Source organism: Paenibacillus sp. EKM301P (assembly GCF_011800295.1).
Lineage (GTDB): Bacteria > Bacillota > Bacilli > Paenibacillales > Paenibacillaceae > Paenibacillus > Paenibacillus polymyxa.
Genome location: NZ_JAALFM010000014.1, coordinates 1 through 26,101 on the forward strand (window position 1 = coordinate 1; position 26,101 = coordinate 26,101).

General features: G+C 47.0%; 22 protein-coding genes. 7 read left to right on the plus strand and 15 right to left on the minus strand.

The window, feature by feature from the left end; translation table 11 throughout:
* Both HFD99_RS25820 and HFD99_RS26105 read left to right on the plus strand, forming a co-directional pair.
* Positions 1-196: hypothetical protein (locus tag HFD99_RS25820; protein ID WP_238797260.1), on the plus strand; the 196-nt coding region annotated here is incomplete at its 5' end.
* Between the two features lie 391 nt (positions 197-587).
* A complete protein-coding gene (locus tag HFD99_RS26105) occupies positions 588-854 on the plus strand; it encodes an SDR family NAD(P)-dependent oxidoreductase (RefSeq protein ID WP_103042123.1) in 267 nt (88 codons plus the stop codon).
* Positions 855-1,242: 388 nt separating this feature from the next.
* Here HFD99_RS26105 and map read toward each other — a convergent pair whose 3' ends face one another.
* The gene (map, locus tag HFD99_RS21830; RefSeq protein ID WP_013369117.1) at positions 1,243-1,989 is read right to left on the minus strand and encodes a type I methionyl aminopeptidase; all 747 of its coding nucleotides are present in this window, start codon (positions 1,987-1,989) and stop codon (positions 1,243-1,245) included.
* Positions 1,990-2,182: 193 nt separating this feature from the next.
* Here map and HFD99_RS21835 point away from each other — a divergent pair, with 193 nt between their 5' ends.
* The 3 genes from HFD99_RS21835 to HFD99_RS21845 all read left to right on the plus strand — a co-directional run bounded on the left by HFD99_RS21835 (position 2,183) and on the right by HFD99_RS21845 (position 4,935).
* Complete coding sequence (locus HFD99_RS21835) at positions 2,183-2,878, plus strand: GntR family transcriptional regulator (protein ID WP_123796689.1); 696 nt, start codon at positions 2,183-2,185, stop codon at positions 2,876-2,878.
* A gap of 238 nt (positions 2,879-3,116) precedes the next feature.
* Entirely contained in the window at positions 3,117-4,664 is a 1,548-nt protein-coding gene (gene gntK / locus HFD99_RS21840; protein ID WP_123796688.1) for a gluconokinase, read from the plus strand.
* A 91-nt stretch (positions 4,665-4,755) separates the two neighbouring features.
* Positions 4,756-4,935, plus strand: coding sequence for a hypothetical protein (locus HFD99_RS21845; RefSeq protein ID WP_080561121.1), 180 nt, complete (start codon positions 4,756-4,758; stop codon positions 4,933-4,935).
* Positions 4,936-5,110: 175 nt separating this feature from the next.
* Here the strand turns inward: HFD99_RS21845 and HFD99_RS25825 are convergent, their stop codons facing one another.
* The 3 genes from HFD99_RS25825 to HFD99_RS21855 form a co-directional block, all read right to left on the minus strand.
* A complete protein-coding gene (locus HFD99_RS25825; RefSeq protein WP_013369112.1) occupies positions 5,111-5,230 on the minus strand; it encodes a hypothetical protein in 120 nt (39 codons plus the stop codon).
* Positions 5,231-5,343: 113 nt separating this feature from the next.
* Positions 5,344-6,165, minus strand: a complete 822-nt coding sequence (locus HFD99_RS21850) for a serine/threonine protein kinase (RefSeq protein ID WP_107735171.1) — start codon at positions 6,163-6,165, stop codon at positions 5,344-5,346.
* Between the two features lie 146 nt (positions 6,166-6,311).
* Complete coding sequence (locus HFD99_RS21855) at positions 6,312-7,127, minus strand: MerR family transcriptional regulator (RefSeq protein ID WP_123796687.1); 816 nt, start codon at positions 7,125-7,127, stop codon at positions 6,312-6,314.
* Between the two features lie 538 nt (positions 7,128-7,665).
* Between HFD99_RS21855 and HFD99_RS21860 the strand changes: the two genes are divergently transcribed.
* Positions 7,666-8,622, plus strand: coding sequence for an L-lactate dehydrogenase (locus tag HFD99_RS21860; RefSeq protein ID WP_016818814.1), 957 nt, complete (start codon positions 7,666-7,668; stop codon positions 8,620-8,622).
* 106 nt (positions 8,623-8,728) lie between these two features.
* Here HFD99_RS21860 and HFD99_RS21865 read toward each other — a convergent pair whose 3' ends face one another.
* Genes HFD99_RS21865 through HFD99_RS21885 form a run of 5 tightly spaced genes read right to left on the minus strand, consistent with a single transcriptional unit; the run spans position 8,729 to position 13,251 of the window.
* The gene (locus HFD99_RS21865) at positions 8,729-9,457 is read right to left on the minus strand and encodes an ABC transporter permease (protein ID WP_123796686.1); all 729 of its coding nucleotides are present in this window, start codon (positions 9,455-9,457) and stop codon (positions 8,729-8,731) included.
* The gene (locus HFD99_RS21870) at positions 9,457-10,173 is read right to left on the minus strand and encodes an ABC transporter permease (RefSeq protein ID WP_039276671.1); all 717 of its coding nucleotides are present in this window, start codon (positions 10,171-10,173) and stop codon (positions 9,457-9,459) included. The genes HFD99_RS21865 and HFD99_RS21870 overlap by 1 nt, the downstream gene beginning before the upstream one ends.
* Positions 10,170-11,087 carry an ABC transporter ATP-binding protein gene (locus HFD99_RS21875; protein ID WP_019685946.1) on the minus strand — a complete coding sequence of 306 codons (918 nt, stop codon included), beginning with the start codon at positions 11,085-11,087 and terminating at the stop codon, positions 10,170-10,172. Before HFD99_RS21875 ends, HFD99_RS21870 begins: the two co-directional genes overlap by 4 nt.
* Before the next feature lie 59 nt (positions 11,088-11,146).
* Positions 11,147-12,577, minus strand: coding sequence for a sensor histidine kinase (locus HFD99_RS21880; protein ID WP_123796685.1), 1,431 nt, complete (start codon positions 12,575-12,577; stop codon positions 11,147-11,149).
* On the minus strand, positions 12,577-13,251 hold the full coding sequence (locus HFD99_RS21885) for a response regulator transcription factor (protein WP_167441002.1): 675 nt from the start codon (positions 13,249-13,251) through the stop codon (positions 12,577-12,579). Before HFD99_RS21885 ends, HFD99_RS21880 begins: the two co-directional genes overlap by 1 nt.
* A 150-nt stretch (positions 13,252-13,401) precedes the next feature.
* Between HFD99_RS21885 and HFD99_RS21890 the strand changes: the two genes are divergently transcribed.
* The gene (locus HFD99_RS21890) at positions 13,402-15,171 is read left to right on the plus strand and encodes an alpha-glycosidase (protein ID WP_123796684.1); all 1,770 of its coding nucleotides are present in this window, start codon (positions 13,402-13,404) and stop codon (positions 15,169-15,171) included.
* Between the two features lie 163 nt (positions 15,172-15,334).
* Here HFD99_RS21890 and HFD99_RS21895 read toward each other — a convergent pair whose 3' ends face one another.
* From HFD99_RS21895 to HFD99_RS21920, 6 genes are all read right to left on the minus strand, one after another.
* Positions 15,335-15,487, minus strand: coding sequence for a hypothetical protein (locus HFD99_RS21895; protein WP_016818821.1), 153 nt, complete (start codon positions 15,485-15,487; stop codon positions 15,335-15,337).
* 225 nt (positions 15,488-15,712) lie between these two features.
* Positions 15,713-16,864 carry a response regulator gene (locus HFD99_RS21900; RefSeq protein ID WP_025363840.1) on the minus strand — a complete coding sequence of 384 codons (1,152 nt, stop codon included), beginning with the start codon at positions 16,862-16,864 and terminating at the stop codon, positions 15,713-15,715.
* A gap of 158 nt (positions 16,865-17,022) precedes the next feature.
* Positions 17,023-20,163, minus strand: a complete 3,141-nt coding sequence (locus HFD99_RS21905; protein ID WP_123796683.1) for a hybrid sensor histidine kinase/response regulator — start codon at positions 20,161-20,163, stop codon at positions 17,023-17,025.
* Between the two features lie 160 nt (positions 20,164-20,323).
* Positions 20,324-23,833 (minus strand): S-layer homology domain-containing protein, encoded by a 3,510-nt coding sequence (locus HFD99_RS21910; RefSeq protein ID WP_185093997.1) that lies wholly within the window; start codon positions 23,831-23,833, stop codon positions 20,324-20,326.
* A 480-nt stretch (positions 23,834-24,313) separates the two neighbouring features.
* Positions 24,314-24,979, minus strand: a complete 666-nt coding sequence (locus HFD99_RS21915) for a methionine ABC transporter permease (protein WP_107735164.1) — start codon at positions 24,977-24,979, stop codon at positions 24,314-24,316.
* Positions 24,976-25,998 (minus strand): methionine ABC transporter ATP-binding protein, encoded by a 1,023-nt coding sequence (locus tag HFD99_RS21920; protein ID WP_016818826.1) that lies wholly within the window; start codon positions 25,996-25,998, stop codon positions 24,976-24,978. The genes HFD99_RS21915 and HFD99_RS21920 overlap by 4 nt, the downstream gene beginning before the upstream one ends.
* Positions 25,999-26,101: the final 103 nt, after the last annotated feature.

Genomic DNA, 26,101 nt, shown 5'->3' on the forward strand with positions numbered 1-26,101 from the left:
GGCATGTACCAAAATTTCAGCATTGGATTTTATAAATAAAATCCGTACTCACTCGTTGTTCAGTTTTCAAAGATCAATTTCTTTTTCACTGCGTTTTTCAGCAGCTATAAGATCATATCATGTTCATTTCAAAAATGCAAGGGTTATTTTTTTCTTTTTTTTCGAAGATCATTTCACCCTGCTTATTCTCTTTTGAAACGGCTGTTTTATTGTCAGCTCAAATAATATACCACTTCGCTTTACTGATTACAACATGTAAAAAATACCAATTAAATACCGCTAACTGATTTTTGAAAGTCGGCTCTACTACTGTATCCATCAAACTTTTGAATTTGTTTTTCTTCATTATAATTATCGTGAGTATTTGACTGGATCTATTGCACTTGAAAAATGCTTTTCACGCATAGCGATTAGGTATATTACGGGCCCCTAGAGTGGGCGATCAATAATGCAGGCGGTGCTTTAGAGCAAGCACCATTAGCTAAAGTCAGATAATGACCTTGTTTTTGAGTACCATAAAAATTAATGCATTTAGGTGTATATTGGAGCATGAAAATTGAGATCCAACAAATGCTTGCAGAGAATCAATTGTCAACGTTTCTTCAATAGTTGGTCTGAAAGCATTTCTGGCATACAGTGCTTACGTGGCATCAAAACATGCAATTCAAGGTCTTACCAATGCAACTGCGCTTGATTATGCAAGTCAAGGCATTCGTATCAATCCTGTAGCTCCACGACACCCTAATAGGGCAGTTGAATATCAAGGAGTGCTAGCAGTTATGCTGTATTTGTACCAATTGAAGCCATCTGGCGATTTTAACAGTTGCAAAAGGTATCGCTTGGCTTCTCTCTGACGAAACTTCCTATATAATTGGATCTACGTTAACGATTGATGGCGGCTTGGTGCTTTTTAAAATTACTTACCCCAAAAAAGAATCCTTTACATTTCACATATACGCTTTCCCATCACCGTCAGCATTTCCCTATATCCCCCGTACCTCAGTGCCAGGTTCGTCTTTTCTTCATCAGAAAAACGACCTTCTTCTATAGGCTGTCAGTCCGGTCATCCTCACTACATGCAGAAACGGGGATATGGGGCCATTAACAGAATCAAATCCGCGTCAGAATATTCTTTTTAGAATGCACGTGGCAAAAGAGACTGTCCTCTGGACAGCCTCTTTTCTGTAATAGGTCTAACTCATTTAGTTCGCTAGTCTGTAGGTTACTGATGGATGCCTGCTTTTATTGCTGGGTCAAGATGATAGGACCGTCTGCTGTAATTGCCAGCGTATGCTCGTATTGTGCCGACAAACCACCGTCCAACGTACGTGCGGTCCAGCCGTCCGCATCAATTTTACTGCGATATGTGCCTGTGTTGAGCATCGGCTCAATTGTAATAACCATGCCCTCTTTCAAGCGTGGTCCACGGTGCGGAGGTCCGTAATGCGGAACCTGCGGTTGCTCATGCATTTCTTCCCCGATGCCATGCCCAATAAATTCGCGTACGACCGAGAAGCCTTCCGCTTCCGCGTAAGTTTGGATCGCATGGGAAATATCCCCGATCCGATTACCAACAACAGCTTGCTCAATCCCTTTATACAGAGACTCTTTGGTAACGTCCAACAGCTTTTGGGCCTGCTCAGACACATTCCCCACCGCATACGACCAAGCGGAATCTGCCAGCCAGCCATTCAGGTTCACAACCATGTCGATCGTCACGATGTCGCCGTCCTTCAATGGTGTTTTGTTCGGAAAGCCGTGGCAAATCACATCATTAGGGGAACCACAAGTTGCAAACTGGTAGCCGTTATAACCCTTTTGCTCCGGCGTTGCGCCGTGCTTCTTCATAAATGATTCTGCAAAGGCGTCAATTTCCAGTGTCGTAATACCTGGCTTAATCATTTTAGCAATTTCCCGGTGGCAAGCAGCCAAAATTTCGCCGGCTTTTTTCATATTTTCAATTTGTTCTTTGGTTTTAATGATAATCATTAAATGTTCTCCTTCTTATCCATGTTCGTTCCACTTTTCACTGCTTCTTTTTTTCTGCTTCTATTGTAACGCTAAAAGCAGTGAAATGGAACCGATGTCAATTGATACCGTTTACAAGGGCTTAAACGGGGTTTATAATACTCCATAATTTGTATACAAGTATGCAAAATTATTTGCAAGATAGGAGTATTCTATGAAATATCCAACAACCTGGTTACAGGGCGCATCGCTTGGAGAGAGGATTGCTTGCGAACTCCGACTTCAGATTATACGTGGTATGCAGACACCCGGCACTGTTCTATCTGAAAATCAGATTGCTACCGATTTTGGTACCAGCCGTTCTCCTGTGCGTGAAGCCATTAAAGTGCTCTCAAGCGAAGGACTTATCCGCTTGGAGCGCATGGGGGCGGTTGTGATCGGCATGACACCCGATGATATGGAGGAGCTATTCGACGTACGAATACTGATTGAGCATTTTGTTGTTCAAAGGTATGTACATAGGGATAATACGATATTGGTAAACACTTTAAATCAGATGATCGACAAAATGGAAGTCGCTCTCAAGCACAGAGATATCGCTGAATTTTCACTTCAGGATTTTAATTTTCATGAAGCTCTGGTTCTGGAAGCAGGCCATACCCGTATTCTCCATACCTGGAATGGTATGAGACAGTTGATCCTGACGGTTATGCTGGCTGCGACAGAACAACGTTTTGCGTCTAACATCGAAGAATCTCAAGTCACGATTCACAAGCACCGCACCTTTGCAAATGCTTTAAAACAAGGAAATGAGCAAGAATTATCCCGACTCATTGAGGAACATTACCGAGACACTCGCAACGCGGTTAACGATAGTGTTTTGTCCTCCTATAGAAGAACATTATCCTAGCCGGAACATACCCGACAAAGAGCCAAATGTATCGCGTCTTTATGCCCACTCCAACTGACGCGGTTCTCTTTTCAGACTAAATTGTCGACAAGTATACAATTAACTATACATATTAGCACCTTTACTCTTTGAATGTTATGGAACCATCCTCTCCCTAGTCGCATTCGGTTTGATTATACTGCTGGATGTGTTAATTTAACGATAATAGCTAATAAGGTAAGTGAAGGGGAGAATGAATATGACTGAAACCCGATATATGATCGGTGTCGATATTGGCACGACCAGTACCAAGGCAGTGCTTTTTGAAGAAAACGGCAATATTGCCGCGCAGCATCATGTGGGCTATCTACTCCATACACCTGAGCCAGATGCGGCAGAACAGGACCCTGAAGATATTCTCAAAGCTGTCGTAGAGACGGTGCAAGAGGTCATGACACAAAGCGGAGTACCCGCCGAACATGTGCTGTTCGTCTCCTTTAGTTCGGCTATGCACAGCGTACTGGCGGTGGACAAGAACGGTAAACCACTGACCGCCTCCATCACGTGGGCAGATAATCGTAGTGCCAAATGGGCTGAAGCGCTCAAACATAAATACAATGGACACGATATTTACTTACGCACGGGAACGCCCATTCACCCCATGTCACCGCTGACAAAACTGATGTGGATTACACGAGATTTACCGGATGTAGCGGCCCAGACGTACAAGTTCATTTCTATAAAGGAATATGTCTTTGCCCGGTTATTCCACCAATATGTCGTGGATCACTCGATCGCCTCTGCTACCGGACTCATGAATTTGAAGCAGCTGGATTGGGACGAGGAAGCGCTCACTATTGCAGGTGTGACGAAGGAGCAGCTGTCCGAGCTGGTACCGACAACTCATGTGCTAAAAGGACTGGACGCAGCCTATGCACGTGACATGGGCCTGCTGGAGACGACCCCTTTTGTGATCGGGGCCAGTGACGGTGTCTTGTCCAACCTCGGTGTGAATGCAATCAAACCTGGAGTTGTCGCTGTTACCATCGGCACCAGCGGAGCCATCCGTACTGTAGTTGATAAGCCTCTCACCGATGCGAAGGGGCGCTTTTTCTGTTATGCCTTGACCGAAAAGCTGTGGGTCATCGGCGGCCCGGTGAACAACGGCGGTATCGTGTTCCGCTGGATACGGGATGAATTTGCAGCCTCTGAGGTGGAAACTGCCAAACGCTTAGGAATTGATCCGTATCATGTGCTGACCCAAATCGCAGAACAGGTGCGTCCAGGCTCGGACGGTCTGCTTTTCCTTCCGTATCTATCTGGCGAACGCGCTCCTCTGTGGGACCCAAATGCGCGTGGCTCCTTCTTCGGCCTGTCCCTGCGGCACAAAAAAGAGCATATGATTCGCGCCGCACTGGAAGGTGTACTGTTCAATCTGTATACAGTCATGCTCGCTATGGAGGAAGTCATTGACAGACCGTCTGTCATTCACGCCACGGGTGGATTTGCACGCTCGGAGCTGTGGAGACAGCTCATGGCGGATATTTTTGATCAGGAAGTCATTATTCCCGAAAGTCTGGAAAGCTCATGTCTAGGTGCAGCTATTCTAGGCTTGTACGCGTTAGGACGAATTTATTCGCTAGACGCAGTATCCGGTATGATCGGCACCACTCATCAGCATAAACCTGCGGCAGAGCACGTAGATATCTATCGCGATTTACTGCCGATCTATATTCGCATTTCACGTAAATTTGAAGAAGAGTTCAAGGATATTGCAGAATTTCAGGCCAAGTCCCTACAATCTTAAATTAGCGGAACCTGTTCTAACACTGTTGCGTATTATCGTTTTATAAGACCTGTCTATGTCAGTTGGATAGGATAAGAAGGAGGATTAGACGATGCTCAAAAAATTACTGCACCGCCTGCTACATTCCACCTCTCATTCCCATAAGCGGCGATACAGCAGCTCAGATCGTTATTACGACCGTAGACGCCATTCTTCATCAGACGGATACAAGAACAGCCATAACGGTCACCGATATTACAAGGATAAACGCCGTCACTACTCCAGTTCCTAGCCACACAACAAAAAGCAGTGGCGGAGTACAACGTAACACAAGAAGCAAGCCACAGGCTCCTTAAGCTTATAAAGCGAAGCCCCTTCTCATCAAGGGCCTTCGCTTTATTGTTGTGCGCCCTTCGTTATGCAGAGCAACATCAGTGCATTTTACAGGAAATCGGCTATAACCTAAATTACAGAAATAGGGTTTTAGAGATAATCACCAACAAAATAAACAGTACCAGAATCGCTCCTACAGAGGTCCAGGCTCCTACGCCGCAACCCATACCGCCTACTCCACACATATGACTCATTTACAACACTCCCTTCGCTCATTTCAGGATCATTGTATGTAGACCTAGTCAAATGCGTAAGGGGCATTCCCCCATTTTTGCGGCGAATGCCTGTTTATTTTTAGGGATTAAAGTTATGGATTAACCTCTAACTGCAACAATGCTTCCTCCAACTCCTGCATAAACTGTCGACTATGTTCATAACGTGGACGAATTTGAAAAAGCCGCTCCAGTATATGACGCACAGGTTGACTCAGCATTAATTCTTCCTGCCAACTTCCAGGGGGTTGATCCGGCTGAGGCTCATAACTGCTATACAGCATAAAAAGCATGAAATGCCCGACATCATACAAATCGCTGTAGAAGGCGACATCTTGTCGCTCAGGTGCGCGCTTTTCCAGCATGGCTTCGGTGAATACATCCTCCTGTCGTTCTCCCACGGCCAGAGCAAGCCCAAAGTCGATTAGGTACGGCTTCCCTTCGCGGTGAATTACGTTAGGGATACGGATATCGCGATGGATGTATCCCCGTTCATGCACATGCAGAACTCGCTCCATTAACTCTAAAATGTAGACGATACATTCCTGTTCCGTAAAGGAACGCTCCTGTTCAAAGATAAGCTCTTCCAAGGTCATACCGGAGACGTATTCCATGACCATATACATTCCGTCCGAATGTTGGTCAATTTCAAGCAACTTTGGAATATAAGGGTGCTCCATCTTTCGCATAATGTGAGCCTCGCGCTGCAATAGCTGAACTGCCTGCGCTCGTTTGCTCGGTCTGGGCAGTTTGACCGCCACCTCCTGTCCGCTGTGCCGATCCAGACAGAGGTAGGTTAGACCATAGCTACCCATGCCTAAAAGCGAACGAACACAATAACGTCCGCTCAGCAAATCACCAGGCTGTTTGGGATAATCTATCCATGATTCATAAATGTTCCGCAACCAAGCAAACATACTTAGATCCTTTCCTATACATGCCGCAGCCACGTTTCCTATGCGACTTGTCCTTGTATTCTTGTATTCCGTTATTATATCATCCACGCCAAAAGACCATCAGAGCCGGGTAGGTCTGATGGTCTTATTAGACAAGATAATGATCGTTATGCCTCTCTGCGGCTACGTGGTGTCAGACCGAGCCAGGACAACAGCGAACTGCGCGTTTTGCGTTGCCGGCCCTGATAGGTACGTAGATTAGTGATTAACTGCCGATCCCGTTCTTCCTCGACCCTTTCTTTCATCCAACGTTTATGGTCCTCTAGTTGGTTAGATAAGCTAACATTCTTCTCCACCAAACGGCTGTGCTCTGCTTCCAGTTCCTCCAAACGGCTCCGCATTTCCAACAAAGCGGTTTGCACCATATCCTGCATCTGCGCCAGTTCTTGTGGTTCTACGGACTCCTGCGTTTGTACGGATACAGGTACTTGCTCCAATCTATACTCCATGGTTGGGGTCAAAGTCTGGAACTGTTCCTGCGACTGCATGGGTTCCTCTGATAGCTCCTGAACATTCATTTCATCCTCTATCTCTGTCAGCTCAACCGTAGCAGCAGCTTGCTCCTGCATAACCGTCTCTTCTCTACCCTCAGCCGCCGCCATTATTTCTTGCCAGGTTGCGGTCAGGGACTCAGCATCCGAGATGGGTGGCAAGCGGAATTCTTCATCCTCCAATTGGAAGGGAGCGGTTATTCTCTCAAGTACCACCTGAACGGATTGCTCCATTGTCATATGCTGCTCACGCAACGCCCTCCGCATCACCTTCAAGCACTCAACATCCTCTGCACTGAACATTCTTGACTGATTAGCGGAACGTTGAAACACATATCCCTGTTCCTCCAGCGCCGCTGCATATTTACGAAGGGTACTCGCCCCGATTCCCAGTTGCTTTGCTGCTTCCGTCGTCGACTTGCTTTCTTCCATTTAATCATTACCTCCCCGGATGGTATGGAAAGAAATAAGCTTGTATATGTAGAATTCGCGGAAACCATTGGAAATCCTTTGGCAAAAAAGTTCTAATATTGCAGACTACTAAGAACCTTTGTCATAAACGAATACATTATAAAAATACAAGAAGCGACATCGCTAAGAATGCTCCTGCACTGTATACTCTTGAGACTCATTAAGATACGTCACATAAATGTCATACTCCCAATATTGTTACGTAAACTTTTCTTCCATGGATATGGCTCATGTTATGATTTATACGGAAACCACTTATAAATAAATAGATAACTTACATCCTGTCTTCCAATAAAAGAATATGGATAATCTACACTTATTCTTTGATTAATCCTAAATTGCTCCCCCTATTCACCGTTCTTTTTTAATTTATCGGAATGAGGACAAAAAAATGGATATTTTCAAAAGATCAACAATATGTTATGTTATGTAACGTAAAATGGATTTCAGGCATAATTTGTAGCATATTAACGTTCGTTGGAACGAGGAGGAAACATAAATGAAGGGGAAGGCAAGGAAAGTAGCGATTGTCGGCGCGGGAATGGTCGGTTCGAGCTGTGCCTACTCAATGGTCAATCAGTCCATTTGTGACGAAATCATGATGATTGACCGCACGTATGACCGGGCTTTGGCCCATGCACTGGATCTGTCCCATTGTATGGATTTTACGTCTACACGCACCAAGGTCCGTGCAGGCACATATGCAGACTGCACGGATATGGATGTTGTGATTATAACGGCTGGGTCCAATCCTAAACCGGGTCAAGACCGCCTATCTGTATTGGACGATGCCGTGCATATCACCAGAGAGATTGTAACAGCTATTATGGAGGGCGGTTTCGACGGTATTTTCGTTATTGCCGCTAATCCTGTCGACATTGTTACTTATCTGGTGCAGAGTATATCCGGTCTGCCGCGCAACAAGGTGATCGGCACGGGCACCTCTATCGACTCATCCCGGCTCAAGACGTTGCTTTCTGAGGTGTTTTCCATAGATCCACGCAGTGTACAGGGGTATGCCTTGGGCGAGCATGGCGAATCCCAATTCGTGGCCTGGTCGCACGTTACGATTGGCGGCAAGCCGCTCTTGCACATTTTGCGTCAGCATAAGGAACGATTCAGACACGTTGATCTGGATGACATCGCCCGTAAAACAAGGGATGCCGGTTGGGAGATTTTCACGCGCAAAGGTGCCACTTATTTTGGTATTGCCAATGCGCTGGCGTACATTACCCGTTCCATTTTGAATGACGATGGTAAAATTATAGCAATTTCTGCCGTATTGGACGGCGAGTACGGACACACTGATGTCTGCACGGGCGTTCCAGCAATCATCGGCAGTAGAGGAATTCAGGAGGTCATCGAGCTTGAGCTGAGTCCAGAAGAACAAGCCAAGTTTGACGCCTCTTGCCGCCTGATCAGCGATAATATTCGTGCTATTTCAGGCTTAGTGTAAGCCCATAGAGTAAGTGTCTTATTCAGAACACGAACCTGCAGCACAGCCAAAAAGCTCCTTACCCTCTTTTTAGGATAAGGAGCTTTTGCAGTTTCCACATTTCGTCTTATATCTCTTTATAACGAAATATCATCAGGCCAGCAAACGCAAACACGACAAAGCTACCCAGTACCACTATCAAAAGTGTATCCGTTGGCACCATGAACGCCCCGAAATTGTCTCCCCCGCTCGGCATCATCGCCAATAGAGGCTGTGTCCATGGATAGTATGGACCATAGGTCTGAGAGTTGGCGACCAGCATATTGGGCACGGTGAAGACGAAATTCAAAGCAAGCGGTGCAGCAAAGCTAGACCACAAAAAGGACACCATCAGTTGCAAGGCAGCCAGCGGCAGACAAGCAACCCAGCCTGCAAGCAGGCTTTGGGCGATTGCGGCCCAAGGAATCGGTCCGCTCATTCCCTGCACAGTTCCAACACCCAGCAGCACTACTCCAAACAGCAGCTGAGTCAGTCCGACCATAGCCATAATGATGGTCAGCTTGGCTGCGTACAACCCCGTGCGAGACAACGGCAACGACATCAACTGCTTCCAGCCGCCGCCCCCATGCTCGAATCGGCAGACTAGAGACCCAAACACGGCGGTCAGCATCGGCAGGAACAGCATTGCATGTATTGTAAGCATAGCCGCCAGCAGCAACAGCCAGTTTCCTCCTGGATTCGCCAGCAAACCAATCAGGACGGCAATCGCTGGACTGACGAGCGCAAGCAGCCAGACGGGCGATTTTGCTATTTTCATGCGTTCGACAGAAAGTAGCCGCACGTATCCTCCAAGCATTACGCCACATCCTTTCGACTAAAATGAGCTGCGGTCAGCAGGCTGAGAATTGCACCTGTTCCGCATCCGATGGACGCAAATATCCACGCTTGTGGCGCAACCCATGCGAATTGCGGCCAAGCCAGCGGAAACCATTCGGACAACTGGGAAGCAAACAAGCTCCCAATGCCTAACGTAATGCCCAGTGTTACAGGTAGCGCTTGATTATGGAACGTGACCGTTAGCCACAACAACAATACGAGTATAGGCAGCGTGCCGCCCAAGGGCCAAAATCCGAGCCGCAGTAGCTCCCCTATCGGTGCAGGCTCTCCCCCAAAGCCAAGAAGCATTCCTAATGTCCAAGTCCCAATCGTCAAAAGTAGGCAGGACACGCACAGCATTCCAATGGCTAATGTTAGCTTTGCCATATAAACACTAAATTTGGAAATAGGCAAAGCCAGCAGCTGCTTCCAGGAGTTAGATGTATGCTCCACATTCGCCAACATGGAAGCGACCATCGTAGCTCCAAGCACCAGCGCAAGGGGGACAAACAACGCGATGTTATCCATCAAGCTTTCCCATAAGCGACCCTTGTATCGCGGAATCAGATAATCATAGCGGAGTCCGAAATTCAGTCCCTGCATGGCCACCAGCCCAAGGGGACCGAGGAATACCAGGAACCATATTCCCTTTCTGCGTGCTTTGAGCAGATCCGCTGTCAGCACTCGCAGCATCATAGGGAACCCCCTCCTTTGCCCACCACCTGCATGAACATATCCTCCAGCGATTTGCGGCGTTCCTCTACACGATATACAGCATGTGTGTTTTCCACCAATCTTCTGACCAGCAGCGCAACAGCCGCATCATTCATGTTGTCAAAATTCAGTGCTGACCCATCCTTCACTGAATGATAGCCCTGTTCACGTGCAATCAATTGGGCTGCTTCGGGTTCCGATACTACAATCCGAATCCCCCCTGCGGACTCCTGTCGAAGATTGTGAATCGTATTTTGGAAGACTAGTTGCCCTTCACGAATAATACCGACGGTATTAGCCATATGCTCTACCTCACTCAGCAGATGGCTGGATACCAGTACAGTGATCCCCCGCTGCTTGGGCATCGCCTGTATCAATTCGCGCATTTCTTGAATGCCCTCGGGGTCCAAACCATTCGTGGGCTCGTCCAGAATTAGCACTTCGGGATTGCCGAGCAGGGCTGCTGCGATACCAAGTCTCTGCTTCATGCCCAGCGAGTAGCCTTTAACCGAGCGTTTGGCGTGCTTGGTCAGGCGAACGACCTCCAATACTTCCGCAATGTTCTCTTTCGGTACATTCAAAATACGACGGATAGCCTCCAGATTTTCGATGGCGTTCAAATGACCATAATATGAAGGATACTCTACCAACGAACCGACTTTACGCAATATATCGAGTCTATGTCTGCGGATATCTTTGCCGAATATACGGATCGTTCCTCGAGTTGGGCGAATAAGCCCAAGCAGCATGCGGATTGTTGTCGTTTTCCCTGCTCCATTCGGTCCGAGGAATCCGTAGATATCTCCCCGCGCTATTTTCAGGTCCAGCTGATTAACCGCGGCGCGGCCTTTGTATATTTTGCTGAGACTGTTCGTTTCAATAATTGTTTCGTTCAAGTTCCTCACCTCGACACCTATCGTAACGTGCCAAGTTTAAAGCCAAGGGAACTCTGAGTTTAAGTTTTGTTTAAAAAACGGATTTGCGTCCCGGCTGATGAACTAGAAATCTCCCTCTCCAAATTCATTTCACGCGCCAAAAGCTCTGTAATCGCCAGGCCAATTCCAGCTCCTTTTTCACTGGATTGTTGTTCCATTCCCGGGCCTTTATCTGTGATGACCAATGCCTCTCTTCCGTTATCCTTCTGTACTTGAATACCGATATATCGACCGGAGGCGGCATGCCGAACTACATTTTGAAAAAGATTGTCCAGCAGACGGCGGAAGCCTTGCTCATCGACATTCCATACCAAACTATGCTCAGGCAGGTCGATATTCACTTCAAAGCCTTCCTTTTCCCACACTGGGTACCAGCTGGCTGCACACTCGCGCACCAGCCGCAAGATATCACGCGGCTCGTTATTCATGGTGTATTTGCCACTGGATAGCAGATTATAGGTTAGCAAGTTGTCGATCAGACTCCCAAGGTCCTTTAACTTATTTTCCATCAGTGTAATCGACTGCTTCCCTTTGCTGCTGAGATTTTCCGCATCCAGGGTATACAGATGGCTGCGCACAACCGTAAGTGGTGTTCGAATATCGTGTGACAGATCGGCGACTAGTCTCTTCCGCAGTTCCTCCTCCTGACGCTCACGTCCTCGACTCTCTGCCAACTGTTCAACCATCCGATTAAACGACTCTTCCAGTTTGCCGATTTCATCCGGGCGTCCGGTAGCAACGAGGATGGGCAATCCATCCTCGCCTCGCTGTGACATGGCGGCCTGAAGCCGCAGCAGTCTCCGCCGAATGCCTCCAAAAAACAGAAGCGATACGAATATAAAAGCCCCCAGAACCAATAGAATAAAAAGGAGATAATACATCAACATGCCATTGTCACTAGTCGGATGTTCAAAGAACGAACGGGGCACTTTTAATACCATATAGCCCTGATTCACATCATCCTTGCCCCCGCCAATAAAGGCCACGACCGTAAACGGCCCCTCAGAGCTGGCTTGCTTCATAAAAGCTATAGCTTGCGCCGCACTCCATTGTTTTGGAATGTTAGGTTGTGTCGGTAGCTCCAGTCTGGTTAACCCTGCGGTATCGACCCAAAATATTTGTGAATCTGGGAACATATCCTGCTGTATTTTGCGCAGATGGGCTGAAATTTGCTCTGGACTAGCTCCCTTCAAGGCGATAGCTTCTCGATGCCAGCTATGTTCAGTTTGGGTCGTAGAGGGATAGTAAGGATTCTTAGGCTTGATATCCGTCTGCAAATTCAACAGTATGCTATATATCAAGGTTGTAACAGGCAATACAATGGGCAACAACATCATAGCCAACACAATAATGACCAAATAGCGGAACAACAGTGAATTACGAAACCGCCCTCTCTGGGCTGGACGGGAGCTGCGACGCCACCATGCCCACCTCTTACGCATACCGCTCATTATGCTTTCACCCGATAACCTACACCACGGATCGTCTCAATGATGCGGGGTGCCGCAGGATCAATCTCCAGCTTTTCCCGCAAGTGCCGAATGTGGACCATTAAGGTTTTGTCTCCGTCGATATACGGATCTCCCCAGACTGCCTCATACATTTGTTCCTTCGTCATAATCTGGCCCAAATGCCGCAGCAAATAAGCAAAAATATGATATTGCTTGCCTGTTAGCGTAATTTCCTCCCCGGTATCACGATTCACAATACGATTATCTGGAGGAAACACAGACAGATGCCCCAGTTGTAGAGATTCTTCGGACACACTTCCTGAACGCCGCAGCAAAATCTCCATACGTGCTATGAGTTCGTCGGGGTGAAAGGGCTTTGTCATATAATCGTCAGCAAAATCCAGTCCTTGTAACTTATCATCAATGGACGTACGGGCAGACAACATGAGGATGGGAAGCTCCGGGTACTCTTTCTTGAGCCGCTTCCCAATGGTGAACCCATCCAGGCCGGGTAACATCACATCCAAAATCACGAGTCGGCACGCGCGAGCTGCTTCCACAGCTCCATCCCCACTGCGAAGCCAGGTTACAGCGTAATTCCGCTCTTCCAAATACTGATGCGTCCAAGCACCAATATCTTGATCATCTTCGATGTATAGCACATTTGTTTTCATAATAGACACCTACTTATCGTTTTTCTTTTATGTAATGGGCATTATAGCAGTTATGGTACATAACCCACTTAAAAAGGTTAATAACTACCTTATACGACATACGCTTCACAATTTCAAATTTGAATGCAGGTGAACAAGGAGGCCTATCTGATGCTGCTGGAAGCGATATACCACCACCCGAAACGTAATTGGGCTTTTGGTTATGATGATGAAACGATAATTTTACGGCTCCGTACAAAGAAAAATGACCTGACTGCTGTTCACGTTCTTACCGTAGATAAGTACGACTGGGATCGTACTCGGCAGCTTATTCCGATGTCTAAATTTTCCACCGATGGCAGGTTCGATTACTACGAATGTACTGTAAAGCCTACTCACCGTCGGCTGAAATATGGATTTTTGCTGGAAGACGGCGAGGAACGAATTTGGATGAACGAGAACGATTTCACCACCGAGGAGCCTCAAAATGCAGACAGTCTGTTTCAATACCCGTTTCTAAATCCGATTGATATATTGAAGCCACCTGCATGGGTGAAGGATGCTGTTTTTTATCAGATTTTCCCGGAACGCTTTGCCAACGGCGACCCCTCCATTAGCCCGGAAGGTGCTGAGGACTGGGGTGGCACACCGCAAAAGGACAATTTTTTCGGTGGTGATTTACAAGGAATTCTGGATCATTTGGATCACCTGAGCGAGTTGGGGATTAACGCCATATATATGACCCCTGTCTTCAAGGCGACGACCAATCATAAATATGATACCGAGGATTATATGGAGGTGGACCCGCACTTCGGGGATAAAAAGACATTAAAAAGGCTGGTGGAGGCGTGCCACGACCGGGGAATCAGGGTCCTGCTCGATGCGGTGTTCAACCACTCGGGGCGTACTTTTAAGCCATTCGTTGACGTACTGGAGAAAGGTGAAGCCTCTCCTTATAAGGACTGGTTCCATGTCCATAGCTTTCCACTGGAAGTGAACGATGGCACACCGACCTACGATACATTCGGGCTAGAACCGATGATGCCCAAGCTGAACACAGAGCATCCTGAGGTAAAAGAGTACCTACTGAATGTGGCAAAACATTGGATTGAAGAGATCGGTATCGACGGCTGGAGGCTGGACGTGGCAGACGAGGTGGATCACGCCTTTTGGCGTGAATTCCGTACGACGGTCAAGCAGGCTAATCCAGATGCATATATTTTGGGTGAAATGTGGAATGAATCGTCTGAATGGCTTCAGGGGGACCAATTCGACGCGACGATGAATTATCCGTTCACCTATGCGGTGAATGATTTTTTCGTCAAAAAAGTGACCGATGCCCAGAGCTTTGCCTTTGCCATTGGGCGACAGCTTGCCCGCTATCCACAACAGGCATCCGAGGTTGCCTTCAATCTGCTGGATAGTCATGATACACCGCGCCTGTTGACACTGTGCGGGGGCGACAAGCGACTGATGCGGCTGGCTGCTTTGTTCCAGTTCACGTACATGGGTGCGCCCTGCATTTTTTACGGCGATGAGGTCGGTCTGGATGGAGATGCTGATCCAGGCTGCCGCCAGTGCATGGAGTGGGACACCGATAAGCAGGACCACGAGCTGTTCGACTTTTATCGTGAGCTGATCGCTCTTCGCAAGGCACACCCTGTCCTTCGTGATCAAGGAAGCATCACTTTCCTGGAGGCACAGCCGGAAGGCGCTTCACTCGCCTACGAGCGCCGCAGCGACGAAGAAGTGCTGCTTGTGCTATTCAACCGTTCCGATGAGCATCACACTTTTGAACTGTCTATTCCAGAGCAGGAATGGGAGGTAGCCTTTGGCGAAAGCCAGTGGTCCGTAGGACCGGAGGGGCTGCATGTCGAGCTTCCACCCTACGGATACGCTGTGCTGAAGGCAGCACCTGCCCGGTCAGTAAAACCTGCTTAAGATGGTGGTGTGAAGACGAGAAGAAAGGCATAAGTTATGTAGGCGCGGATGCTGATGAAAGCACCTGCCGACTATGGCAAAAAACGAGATCGCCGGGAACAAGTTAGATAATTTGTTGCCGGCGATCTTTTTACGTCGAGGATGTAGCTTTTGCACAAGCTGATTATTTATTTTTGACATCTGTTCTTACTACCCCAACATCCGAAGCATTGATCGAAATGGGGTTACCGCCTTGCCCTGTGTGAGCTGAAGAAGATTGTCTAACGTCCACCCTAATTCTTTTGCCCTTAAAGCCAGTTCGTCTCCTTTTTCCCAATGCCATGGCCTCCTTAAGTCTTCGTGGCTTATAAACCTCTCAATATGACCTAACTGTGAAGAGATATGCTATATGCATATGCCGCTGAAAAAAGCAGGTCTCGGCGAATATCAGATCATAGCGAAAAGAGGCGATTAAAATGATTTTATCCACACAAAAAAACCGCTTCAAATGAAGTACCTTTTGAAGCGGTTTTTGAGCGGCTACCTGAAACAGTACAACAGTCTACGCAGGTAGCGTCTGTGTTTTCAATTGCACGTACAACTGGTGTGTCACCTGCTGCGGCTCAATACCCAACTCATCTTCCAGTAAGCTGACGAAGCTTTCATAATGCTTTTGAGCAGCTATATACTCTCCCAGTTGGGCATAAGCAGTCAGCAGCAAACCGCAGATATCATCTGAATAAGGTTCCCGCTGCTGTAGGTTGAGCAAGCGTTGGACGGACTGCCGGGCACGACCTGAACGGAGCTCTTCTCTAGCCAGTTCTGAAGCACATGCCAGATACATATTGCGCAGCTTTTCTCTTTTTGCATACGCCCATGGGTAATCGTGTTCCTCCAGATAATTGCCACGGTACAGAGCCAACAGGCTCTCGATACGCGGCGTACCGCCGTTGCCAGATGCCGCCCATTCGGAAATTCCCCGCTCGAATAGCTCCACATCTGTAACCCAGCCATTACGGTTCAAACGATAGCGATCCAGATTGTACTCCAGCTTCGTATCTTGCATCCGTTCTTTCAGCGCCTTGCGAATTTGGTAAATGGACGTATGTAGATGAACAACAGCCTTGTCCAAATGATATTCGGGCCACAGCGCATCCAGCAATTGCTCCTTGCTAACCCATTCCCCTTCATGGTGTAGTAAAAAGGAGAACAGCTCCTGCGACTTTAATGTACGCCATTTGAATGGCTTTGCTCCCACGGCTCCTTGTCCATCCTCCAAAATTTCAAGCCTTTGAAAACAACGCACTTTGGGTAATTGCTCTGCTGCGACGACCGAGCTGGAAGGACGGGAATCTGCCAGCGTGGCTACAATCCGATCCAACGTTTTATTAAGCCGCCGGGCATGAACAGGTTTTAACAAATAATCCAGTGCTTGCAGTTCGAATGCTTCAATAGCATATTCCGAGTACGCAGTCACAAAGACGATATGAATATGCGAGTCCAGCTGTTGAATCCACTCGGCGGCCTCCAGTCCGTTCATCTCCGGCATTCCGATATCTATAAAAACAATATCCACACGTTCTGCCGCCAGATGATCCAACCCAGCTTGTGCAGACGTATATTTGCCCATGACCGTTAATCGTCCGTCCGCCTCCAGCAACCGTTCCAAGTAGGTTAGTGCCGACCTCTCATCATCAATCAATATCGCCTTCATCTGTGTCCGCGCTCCCTTCCTGCTGCAACCATCCATTACAATGCTCCATGACCAAGCTGTCTGCTTTACCATCCGATTTTTAATTTCTTATATTTTATATATCGTATAAACTCGGGCGCGACATTAGCTTTTTTCGGCAGATGCACTGTATTTTTTATTCATTCACTAGGGCGAGATAAGGTCATTTCCGGCACACGGAAGCTTACCGTCGTCCCTTGCATAGGATTGCTTTCAATCTGCAATCCTTCTCCATACATATGAATCAGACGGCGATGGATATTACGCAGCCCCACACTGGAGGATACATGCTCCTCCGACAGTAAGTGTCGCAGTCGCTCTGGCGGAATCCCTACGCCGTCATCGGTCACGCTGATCACAAAATCGGCTCCAGCCTCTTGTACAATCACCCGCACCGTTCCACCTGTGGCCCGCCGCATTACACCATGTCGTATTGCATTTTCCACAATGGGCTGAATGCTTAATGGCGGGATCAGCGACCGGATGTTCCTCCCTACCTCTATAGTCACCTGCAAACGTTCTTCAAAACGGGCTTTTTCCAATGCCACATACGATTCTACCAATTCCAGTTCCTTGCATAGCGGAACTGTATTCTCCCTGTTCTGAAAATCAAAGCTTCCCCGCAAATACTGGCTCAGCTCCATAAGCAGCTCCGCTGCTTTGTCCGGGTCTACCGCTACGGTCGAAACAATGACATTTAATGCATTGTACAGAAAGTGCGGCTTGATTTGTGCCTGTAAAAAGGCCATTTCCGAACGCACCGCTTCCTCTGCCGAATGGCGCATGTTCAGCAGGGTGCGCACACGCGCCTTTAATTCCTCAGCATCAACAGGCTTACGTAGAAAGTCATTGGCTCCAGCCATGAAGCCTGCACGGATATCGCCGGGCAGGTCGCGTGCCGTCAGCAGCAACACGGGTAGTTCGGAGAGAGAATACCGTTCGCGAATCCGTCGGCACAGCTCAATACCGGACATTTCTGGCATCATCCAGTCCGTAATGACTAGGTCAAATCGGGTACGGCTATTCAGCAGCTGAAGCGCCTCCTCAGCATGTTCCACAGCCACCACACTACAACCTGTGGTGTATAACAGCTCCTTCAACACCCGAAGGTTAACCTCATCATCATCTACAGCCAGCACTCTGTAAGGAACATTCCTCACTTGCTCCAATCCATCTTCTTCAAGCGGATTCACATCCTGACTCGAGGTCACACCAGGCTGCAATATAACCTCAGACAAAACATTTTTTTGAGCTTCATGTGCCGACGTACCAGTCTCCGCTAAGGGCAGTGTAAAATAAAAGGTCGAACCTTTACCCAATCTGGACTCTACTCGGATATGGCCTCCATGCAGCTCCACCAGACGACGGGTTATGCCTAACCCAAGCCCAGTTCCACTATATCCTTCGTCCTCAGCATTCGCCCCTCGGTTAAAAGGTTCAAATATGTGCAAAAGATGGTCTGGGGCAATACCTGGTCCGGTATCCTTCACACTAATTTCCATTTCGCGGTTCCTGGTCTTGGCAGAGATTACGATTTCGCCTTCCTCCGTAAACTTCAACGCATTCCCCAATAAATTGTATAAGATCTGATTCAGGCGATGTTCATCTGCATCCACCTTAGGCAACGAATTAGGCCATTCTTTGACGAATTGGAGCTTTTTCTTACCTACCGAATGACCCAATACCTCCAGCACAGAGTTCACTGCAGCTTGTACGTTTACAGGCCGGCGGTTTAAGGCTAATCTTCCATTTTTCAAATTAGAAAAATCCAAAATATCGTTAATCAAATAGGAAAGCCTGCGCCCTACATTCGCAATCAAGGCCAAATTGTGCTTTTGCGGCTCATTAAATTGTGTCCCATAGCGGTCTAGCATGGATTGAGCGATATTAATAATTCCATGTAGAGGAGTACGCAGCTCATGTGACGTGTTCGCCAGAAATTCGTCCTTTAACCCATCCAGGGTTAGCAAACGTCGTGATAGGTTCTCAACCTCCATGAACGAATGTACAAAACGTTTGGCCAGCAGCAGCGTTTGAGCCAATACGAATATGAGCATTTCATAGGCTGTTACCCCACGTACATCTCCCCATCCCAGAACATACACAAAACTGGTCACCACAATCATAAGAATGCTCATAATACTAATGACTAGCAGTGCAGCGTCGTCCGTCCGTTGAACAAGTCCACGAATTAGGATCAGTAATACATATCCCACACTGACTACACCAAAAAGAAGGATAAACGTTTCAAAGGATGAGAGTACCAGTGTAGGCAACAATAGCCCCATACCCAGCATCAGTGCGGTTGTAATACTATAGAGACGCAGCACGATCCGATTCATAACAATCTGTGTCGTAAGATGAACATACCGAATCAGAAAATAGTAGAACAGCGTCGAAGAGAACGATTGAATTTTCAATATCCATTCATAAGGCAAATCCGGCATTCCCCAGACTAGCAGCTTCTCTCCATGTGTCAGAATGTAAAATATTGCCGCGACGCAAAAACATGCTAAGTAAAGCAAGGCCTTCTCTTTTTTACGTAAAAGGTACAGCATGATAAAAAATACAGTAGGGATAAAAAATCCTGCGACCAGTACGGTGTCCTCTGCCATCGCTACTTCCCGGCTATGCGTAATACTGGCATAATCACCAAACAGCAGCGGATAAATGATTCCCCCGGAGGAATAGCTATAATTAGCCACATGCACGATAATATCAGTCGCATGTCCATCTATTGCAGCAAATCCAACAAAGGGGGCGTTGCCCTGTTTGCCTTTTTCGGCCGAAACAGAGGGAATACCGCTTGCCCCCACCTCTGCTCCATCAATCCATACTCGGCTAGAGTTGCGAATGTTTTGCATATGGATGCCGTACAGATTTTCCAATTTTTCAGGTAAAAGTACACGAACATGGTAGGTACCATATCCAGTCGCCTGTCCCCCAGGCATCCACTGATTCCATCTACCAGGCACATCCACAATTTTGGCGGAAGATCCGGTGCCTGATCCCAATTTGGAGGAGTTTCGACGATTTCCCCAATCCTGATCTCGCGTTTCCTGAAAAGATGAAGGCTGCAAAAGCTGATTAGGATAAAACTCCCACTCTCCTCCCAACTGTACAGCGCCTTCCTTGTCGGGGTCCCAATTACGCAAATCAATAACACCGTTGTGAGCTTTCCAATGACTGTTTCCGGATAATACGCCCGACACTAACGGATACACCGGCAACGCAACCGCAAGCAGAAGTATAATAAAAAATAAAACACCCTGTTTTTTCATAAATCCCCCGCTCTTTTCAATAACGTCTATCTTTTTGTATCGGTTATTCTATCCAGCTACATTAGAAGCGTTGTCCATACAAAAAGGGACGCCCGCCGCAGATAAAATCTGTGCGGAATCGTCCCCTTCTATACATCCTTGTAGTTCCTAACTTTTCCTATTAAGGAATCAAACCGTCATCATTGCCACCGCCAGGAATCGACCCTGAACCGTCGCCGCTTCCTGTTCCGGTGCTATCGCTTGGCGGTGTTGCTCCACCGCTACTGTCGTCGCTTCCTGTTCCGCCGTTATCGCTTGGTGGTGTTGCTCCATCGCTGCTCTCGCCGCTTCCTGTTCCGCCGTTATCGCTTGGTGGTGTTGCTCCATCGCTGTTCTCGCCGCTTCCTGTTCCGCTGCTATCGCTTGGCGGCGTTGCTCTACCATTGCTGTCGTCGCTTCCTGTTCCGCTGTTATCGCTCGACGGCGTTGCTCCACCGCTGCTGTCGCCGCTTCCTGTTCCGCTGTTATCGCTCGGCGGCGTTGCTCCACCGCTGCTGTCGCCGCTTCCTGTTCCGCTGCTATCGCTTGGCGGCGTTGCTCCACCACTACTTTGTTGCTGGCTGTCTATAAAATCTTTATACTCCTGAATCGCATCTTCCAGATTCATATAATTTTTCTTAACTTCCGGCATAGGATAATACGGGTCCAGACGATTGAATGCATCCACTACTCTGTGAAAGTAGACCGTCGTAGGATCTGTACCATTTACTGTAAGCAGATTGTTCGCAATGTTCTTGAGCTCTTGGATGTCAAGATCAGTTACGATCCATTTGGATTGGTAGTTCGAAATCGCCGTAATCAAATCTGTGTTAGCCTGATCTACCTGAAGCTGTGTAATATACGGAGTATTAAGCACAAGGTTTGCCTGATTAATTTGTCCTTGAAGTTCTACGTTATCTTGTTCGGTATAATGACGACCGAACGTCTGAACTTCATTATTAGCTATACTTATGTTGAAATTTAACAACATGGTATCCACTGCTATTGGTGCAGCATACTGGCTCTGTACCCGTTGCAGCTCCTCGTATACGGGAACAATGTCTTGCAATTCAAAGCTGGACATCCCCAAGAAGATGGAGGCATGCTCTGAAGCAAAAGACAGGGCTTGTTGGGCTTCAGCGCTTAACGCTCCTGAGTTTTGCAACAAAACTTCATTGATCGATGTCTGCATTTCAATGATTTCGTGTCTCAATTGTAGCCTTTTCTCGTTATATTTTTCAATATAGGTCTCTTTAGCCTGACTTAATTGGTTATAAGAGATCACCAATTGCTCCTCGGGAGTAAGCGGAAACATGAGTGCAAAGTGGGCTTGCATTGTTTGTTGATCTAAAAGCTGCATTTCCGTATTCAAGTAATTACGAGCCACAGGGTTAGACAGCAGCTTGAGTTGAACATCTTGAACCAACTGCTGTAGTTTTTCCCGAGTTGTAGCAGGCACTGGCGCAGTGAATTCCGCAAGCCTTTGACTCAGCTCCATATTCAAGTTCAATACATCCAGCTGCGTCATAGCGGTGTGCATCTTCTCTGTATATTCCTGAATGAGGTTGTCTAGTTCAGTATTTTGAGAACCACTCTGATCGTAGATAACCTGCGCTTCTTGTAAAGTATTTTTAAGCACTGAGAAGTCCGCTGCTTGCAGTGCTAGGAATGATTCTGTGGCACCTTCTATTTTTTGTGTCCATTCCTCCAACTGCTCAGTTGTAGATAATGGATTCAGATATACTTTTGATCCTTCCCTCACTATGGACTTGTAACGCGCTTTGTCCGTTTTCAAATTCTCCACACGATCCGTTACATCGAGAAAATGCAGATAGGCATCTCTGAGTTTTACTGATGCTTTGTATACCTTGATTACTCGACCCAAGCTTTCTACTTCCCGATCCACAATGTTCTGAGGCGCATTCCCTTCCAACACATTGTTGCCAAATCGAATCGCTTGACTTAGTGAGTCATCCCAGTGAGGCGGAAATTCGTCACCAATCATTCGGTTTTGTTCAAGGGTAGTCGAAGCTAACTGAATCAGTCTAGTTAATTCCTGTGTTCCAATCACCGGTTCTGTGGCTGAGGCTGTGTACACAGAAACGTCCTGTTTCAATGTGCTGAGCGCTTGATCTACTTCTACTTGTGTAGCTGCTGTATTGTTTAGTACCAGCATAGCTTGATGGATGGCTATGGACAGGTTTTCCTTCGCTCCGGCTGGGTAAAGTGCTTGATCCGTTCCACCCTCGCCTGCACGCTCCAGCAGTTCTTTGGCTGCATGGACTTCTGTCTCCAGCCGACTGCGGTCTACGCTGATAATGTCACTGTTGTGTTTTTTCTTATCTTTGCTGTCTGTATCCGTGACAACCGCTCCAGTAGAGGACGATTTCGTCGTACCATTCACGAGACTAACAGCTTCTTTCATCGCATTATAGTTGATAATAACATCCTGTGGCTGTTTTTGTTCCGGCAGGTTAAGCTGGCTGATTGCTGCTCCCTTAGCCAACGTAATAAAAGGAACGCCCACATATTGAGATGCATCCAGCAAACCAATACTACCGTTAACCAACAGCTTGCCAAGTCCCTGTTGCAATGAAACACGACTAATCGCGGCATTACCTTCGGTCACGATCGATGCATCATTTTTCAGCGTCAAGTTGTCAATCTTTGTCGTCCCGGTTGCTGTCAATTGTGCATCTTGAGAGCCAAGCTCAACACCAGACCATGTCGTATTTTCCAAAATGGCTGATACCGGCTGGGTACCTGAGCCTTTGATTTCTAATACGCCTGTGGAGGACATGTTTTTCAAGGTTACCGAACCATTGACGATTAGGCGTCCATCAAAAGACACACCCTTACCGTCAAATACGCCACCGTCTGCGTTAATTTCCAGCTTATTTACACCTGTGAGTGTACGCAAATTACGGTTAAGATCGATTTTTGCCCCTTTTAATACCGCTTTATTATTTTCACCGAACAAACCTTGCAAAGATCCTTCCAGCTGGTAAGGGATATTTCCGATTCGAACCGTATTGCCCTCTGATTTCACTTCCCCTACTGGATGATCCAACAGGCTAACAAATACTTCCGCACCACTCTCCCGGTTCAACGGATTTTTCAAATCTGTTGCAGAAGCATCCTCTGATAATAGACCATAATTGCGAGCTACCTGAACTGCATTTTGCTGTGCGTCCGCATTACCTGCATCCTGCAAGTCCATTGCGCGTACTAGCGATACGATCAGTTCTTCCTTGGTAATGGCATCCCCCGGACGGAACAGTTCTCCGTTGCCTGTCATATACCCGGCTGCACGTACAGCCTCAATATAGGGAGCACCCCATGCATCCGAGGATACGTCCATAAAAGAAGTTTGCGGCTGATTGTTAACTTCCAACTGGAACAGACTGCACAAAATCTTAGCCGCTTCGGCGCGGGTCAAATTCTTTTGTGCCATAAAATCGCCCTGATTACCACCTGTCATCAAACCCAAAGTGCGAGCTTGTGCTACAAATCCAGTTTCACTTTGCGTATCTGCTGTCGCTGCATAAGCAGTCTGGGCGCCACCCATCCAAGGCAGAGATACAATGGAGCCTGAAGCAATCCCCAGCACCATTGCAGATGCAATCCATTTATTTCGATTTACAAGTTTCAATATTTTCACTCCTAGACGCTATTTATTGGCATATATCCTGTTATATCAAAGGCTTTAGTCATGTTTAGTTCTACGATTTATGCAACCAAGGAACTATGCTAAAAGAATTATATGAAATCCCACTGAACCGATTCTGAACAATTAGACCTATACAACGTGTTTCGTAGAATATTGCTTGACTTGGAGCTAACTACACATGGCCTAATATGCTTGTATTCATTTAATTTATTGCTGCGAATGGTTATTTAGACAGAACTAGCGTGGATGGGTGAGGCGGTAGAAAATGACGCTATGAGCGTTCTAATATAAGAAATGACAAGAACGCCCTATCCATTGATATAGGGCGTTCTTGATCAGAAATGAGGAGGTGAAATCTAAATATTTGCAATTTGCTCATAATGAGCGAGGATGCTCTTGGATAATGGAATAATGCTAAAACCTAACATGCCAACTACATATGTTGAATATCCGTTTTGTTCATTAACCCCTGCGTGCTTTGCGGGAAAGCAGGTTGCCCAAGGATTGAACCCCTTGTACAAACACGACTAGAATGACGACGGTTATGAGCATAACCAGCGTATCAAAACGTTGATAGCCGTACGCTATCGCCAGATCGCCAATGCCGCCGCCGCCGACCGCACCAGCCATAGCCGTTGCACCAATCAGTCCAATGGCGGCTGTCGTTAACGACAAAATCAGAGAACTGAATGCCTCGGGCAGCAAAAAGTATCGAATGACCTGAAAGGGAGTCGCTCCCATCGCATCTGCTGCCTCCAATATCCCCGGATTGACCTCCAACAGCGAATTTTCGACCAGCCTACCGATATAAGGTGCTATATAAATAATTAAGGGGACAATTGCCGCACTGGTCCCAATGGATGTATGCACAATCAGACGGGTTAACGGAATGATCGCGATTAGCAATATAATAAACGGTAAGGAACGAACAATGTTAATGATCGGATTTAAAATACTGTACAGCCATTTGTTCTCCAAAATTCCGCCTGAACGGGTGACGACGAGTAAAATACCGATAGGGATACCAATCAGAGCACCAATAAATAATGATATGCTGACCATGAGCACGGATTCATACAAAGCTTCCCACAGTTGATCCCAAGTTATCGTGGTACCTGTAATCATCATAGACTCTCCACCTCCTGAATATGAACTCCTTTGCTCTTGATAAAATCAACAGCCTGCTGAACGGCATGCTGCTCACCGCGCAATTGAAGTGTCATATAGCCAATCGTCGTTTCTTGAATCTCCGTCATGTTGGCAAACAAAATGTTCACATGGATATCGTGCTTCCGAATCAATTCATGAACCACTGGGTCGGAAGCTGCCTGTCCGATAAATTCCAGCTTGTAGATGCGTTGCGACTCTTGCTGCTCGAACGTTTGCAGCACACTATCCGGCACTTGATCGTGAATAACTGTGCGTACAAAGCTTTGCGTCGTTGGATGCTTCGGCTGTCCGAATACCTCCAGCACGTTGCCCTGCTCAATGATTTCTCCCTTTTCCATGACGGCCACCTTATTGCAAATCCGCTGAATCACCGACATTTCATGGGTAATGATCAAGATGGTGATCTTGTATTCCTTGTTGATTTTGCGAAGCAAATCAAGAATAGACTGCGTGGTCTGCGGATCAAGTGCCGAGGTTGCCTCATCACAGAGCAAAATGGACGGGTTGCTCGCAAGCGCCCGCGCAATCCCGACACGCTGCTTTTGCCCGCCGGAAAGCTCGCTGGGATAGCTATTTGCCTTATCCGATAATCCTGTGAATGCCAGCAACTCTGTTACACGCCTCTCAATTTCCCGCTTGTTGCGCTTGAGCAACACCAATGGAATGGCAATGTTTTCGAATACTGTTTTCGATTCCAGCAGATTAAAATGCTGAAAAATCATTCCGATCTTTTTCCTTACTTTTCGCAGCCCGGAGGTCGAATAGGCATTTAAGCTCTCCCCTTCGACAAGAACCTCACCAGTCGTTACTTTCTCCAGACGATTGACCAAACGGATAAGCGTACTTTTCCCTGCACCACTAAATCCGATAAAACCAAAGATATCTCCTTTATCTACTGTGATATTTATATTTTTTAACGCTTGAATGCTTAAGCCTTTTCTTACATAGGTTTTGGATACATTCCTAAGTTCAATCATAGCTCCTAACTCCTTCCGCTCCATCAAGTATGTAAGATCTCTCTGAGTTGATTTCTTTCCTATGGCATGAATACTCGAATTAAATCCGAGTATTTTAGTAAGT